Origin of the sequence: Candidatus Megaera venefica (genome assembly GCF_034554655.1) — a bacterium.
Taxonomy (GTDB): domain Bacteria; phylum Pseudomonadota; class Alphaproteobacteria; order Rickettsiales; family Rickettsiaceae; genus Megaera_A; species Megaera_A venefica.
The window spans coordinates 1-3062 of record NZ_JARJFB010000176.1; the positions used below are offsets into that span (position 1 = coordinate 1).

At 30.8% G+C, this 3062-nt stretch carries 3 protein-coding genes; 2 read left to right on the forward strand and 1 reads right to left on the reverse strand.

What is annotated here, in order from left to right; all coding sequences use genetic code 11:
• Positions 1 to 1016, reverse strand: a 1016-nt coding sequence (locus Megvenef_RS08310; RefSeq protein ID WP_322777475.1) for a hypothetical protein, incomplete at its 3' end; no start/stop codon positions are given.
• Positions 1017 to 1124: 108 nt separating this feature from the next.
• Here Megvenef_RS08310 and Megvenef_RS08315 point away from each other — a divergent pair.
• A complete protein-coding gene (locus Megvenef_RS08315) occupies positions 1125 to 1574 on the forward strand; it encodes a DUF3470 domain-containing protein (protein ID WP_322777476.1) in 450 nt (149 codons plus the stop codon).
• A gap of 156 nt (positions 1575 to 1730) precedes the next feature.
• Positions 1731 to 2888 (forward strand): MFS transporter, encoded by a 1158-nt coding sequence (locus Megvenef_RS08320; RefSeq protein ID WP_322777477.1) that lies wholly within the window; start codon positions 1731 to 1733, stop codon positions 2886 to 2888.
• Positions 2889 to 3062: the final 174 nt, after the last annotated feature.

The window sequence follows — 3062 nt, forward strand, 5'->3', positions numbered from 1 at the left end:
GCATCATTGTGTTTGTAAATAACTTGATTATCATTAGTATACAAAGGTTTTTTTGTTTTAACAGAGATAATACCATTCCTGTATTCTCTGATTGTATCATTATTTTTTGAAACGTAACGGTTAATAGGAAGAACAATAGAATGTTCTTTTAATTTTTCAATTTCTTGGTTCAAAACAACACCCCTTACTACTGTGCTGAGACGTTTTCCTTTAGAGGAACCAGCTGAATATGAGCCATTATAATCAATTGGAGAAAGTACGGCATGAAAAGGAAATATAGTAGGAACTGTATAGCTAGGGTGTGCGGTTCTTGATAAATGTTTTGGTGATTGGCTAAATATCATACCAACTGACTCTTTAGGAAAAAGTGTTATCAAAAATCTATCCTCCGATAAATTATCTTGTATGATAGTTGCTGAGAAAGTATCTTTTGACATGTCCCAATCTACGAGTGTTAAATCTTGAAAAATCTTATATTTTGAAGAATCAGATGATTGTTGTTTTAGGAAAGTAAATTGTTTTGCAGATTGGTCTTGATGAAATTTATGAGCATCCTGGTTTAAAACAAAGTTTATTTCCCTGGACATGCCTTTAATGTTTAGACCTAACTTTTCCTTTGTGATATTTGATAAATTTTGTGCATAAGATTCAAGTACATAATAGCCCTTTTCGTCTACATATATAGGATTAGATTGCCCATCATATCCTATTGGATCAGGATATTTTGAGGCAATAGCAGAAATTTCTGTAGTTAAACAATCATAGTGATTTACATCAATTGTTAATTTGAGCTCCTCATTATTTATTTTATTTAATAAATTTTCTAATAAATGATGTTTTTCCGGAGTCATATAAAAAAACACGTCGGTAGATCCAAAATCTACTACACTAATATTTCCGTTTTTGTATCTCCCTGGTAATTTAAGATTATCAGTATCTGATTTCTTTGAGGCATAAGAATAGCTAGATAAAAGACTAATTATTAGCACAGTTATTAAATATTTAAATGATGACATATTTGTTCTTCCAGTTTATATTTTTAATATTAATAATTAAATACAAGTTGACATGTAACTAAGCCTTATGCTACTTAAAATTGAATGAAATAGCAAATGTAAATAATTATGTATCCTGATGATTTATTAGCTAACTGGCGAAGTGGTAGGGAGTCATGGAGTGACGTTTCAAATGAAGATTGGAACAATTGGAAGTGGCAAATGAGCAACAGTATTAGAAGCTTAAAGCATCTTCAGAGTTTAATTGATCTCACTGAAGATGAAAAAGAAGGGTGTGAATTAGCTCATACAAAATTGTCTTTATCAATAACCCCATATTACTTTAATCTAATTGATCGTAATGATGTTAACTGCCCTATGCGTAAGCAAGTTATTCCTAGTGTTAACGAAGCTATAAAAACTGAAACTAAAGAACTAATGGACTGGATTGAGTTTGCTAAATCAAATTCACAAATTTGGCCTAATATCACCGTAAAGAAAGCTCCTTTAGCTGGTGCAGACAAATACAAAAATGAGAAAGATAAGTTTAAAAAATATATCACAGAAAGAATTTTTTAAACTTTGTAATACAAATATCAAAATTAGCAATAAATTTAGAAGAGTATTTTAGTATCCATAACTAGAATTTGTCTTACATAAACACAAAATGATCTAAAGTAAAAATTTATTAGTAATCAGTTTATAAGTCTAGTAGCAAAATTTAGTAAACACCATATGATGCAATTTATTACAGTTTTAGTCATGTGTATTTTGGTAGGCTCGGAAGTTGATTTATTCATACCAAGCTTTCCAGAATTACAAAATGTGTTTAACATCTCAACTTTTATGGTAGAGCTTACTTTAGGTGTCAATTTGCTAGCTCATTGTTTTACTTCTTTAATAGTGGGTATTCTTGGAGATCTATATGGACGCAAACCAATAATCTTAATTGGGTTAATTATTTTTATAGCTGGTAGTTTATTCTGTGTATTTGCTATAGAATATTGGCAATTACTGTTCGGTAGACTATTACAAGGAATTGGAATTTCAGGTCCAGCTGTACTTTCTTATGTTGTTATTGCTGACACCTATTCTACTGAAAAACAACAACAAATGATGGGAATTCTCAACGGGTCAGTTACATTTGCAATGGCTTTTGCACCTGTTATAGGTAGTTATGTAAGCTTATTTTTTCATTGGCGTGGTAATTTCGTACTCCTATTAATCTTGGGATTAATCAGTCTAGTTCTTGGTATTTTATTTATTCAACAAGGTCAGACAAAGCCTTATACCTCTAAATGTTTTAAAGAATACTATGTAGTTTTTCAATCTCCCAAAACTTTTTATTACATATCTACCATTTGCTTACTTGTACTTCCTTATTGGCTCTTTATTGGTATGGCTCCTATCTTGTACATAGGTGATCTTGGAGTAACCTTATATGAATTTGGTTTTTATCAAGGTGCTACGGCTCTGATGTTTTCAATTATAAGCTTTAGTAGTGGATATTGTATCAAAAAATTTGGACAACTTAACTGTTTTATTTTTAGTATAAGTATGCTTTGTACTTTTATTGTTTTTACTTTAATTTTAATCGCATTTAGAGTGACTAACCCAGTTATTATTACAATCTGTATGCAATTTTTAGCTTTAGGCATCATTTATCCAGTTAATATCTTGTACCCATTATCATTGGAATCAATTGCATACGCTAAGGGGAAGATAGCTGCAGTCATTGCTGCAAGTCGCCTTATACTAATAGCATTTAGTATACAAACTGTGAGCTATACTTATCAGGGAACATTTGCTCCAATAGGTATTACAATGTGTTTCATACTTGTTGTTATGTTCTGGTGTTGTTACAAACTATTTCGTATCTCACGTCCTATATAGTGCCTGAACGGAAACGCTGTTTTTTTTGATAAATTCCAATTTAGGTTTGTTTGAGTTTTTAGTTTAGAGTCAACATTTTGTTATTTTGGTAAAAGATCGTGATGAGAATAAGCTGGTTTTTTGGTATTATTCAGATTTTGGATAAGCGAGACGGTTTTTTGCAGTTGCCTACTT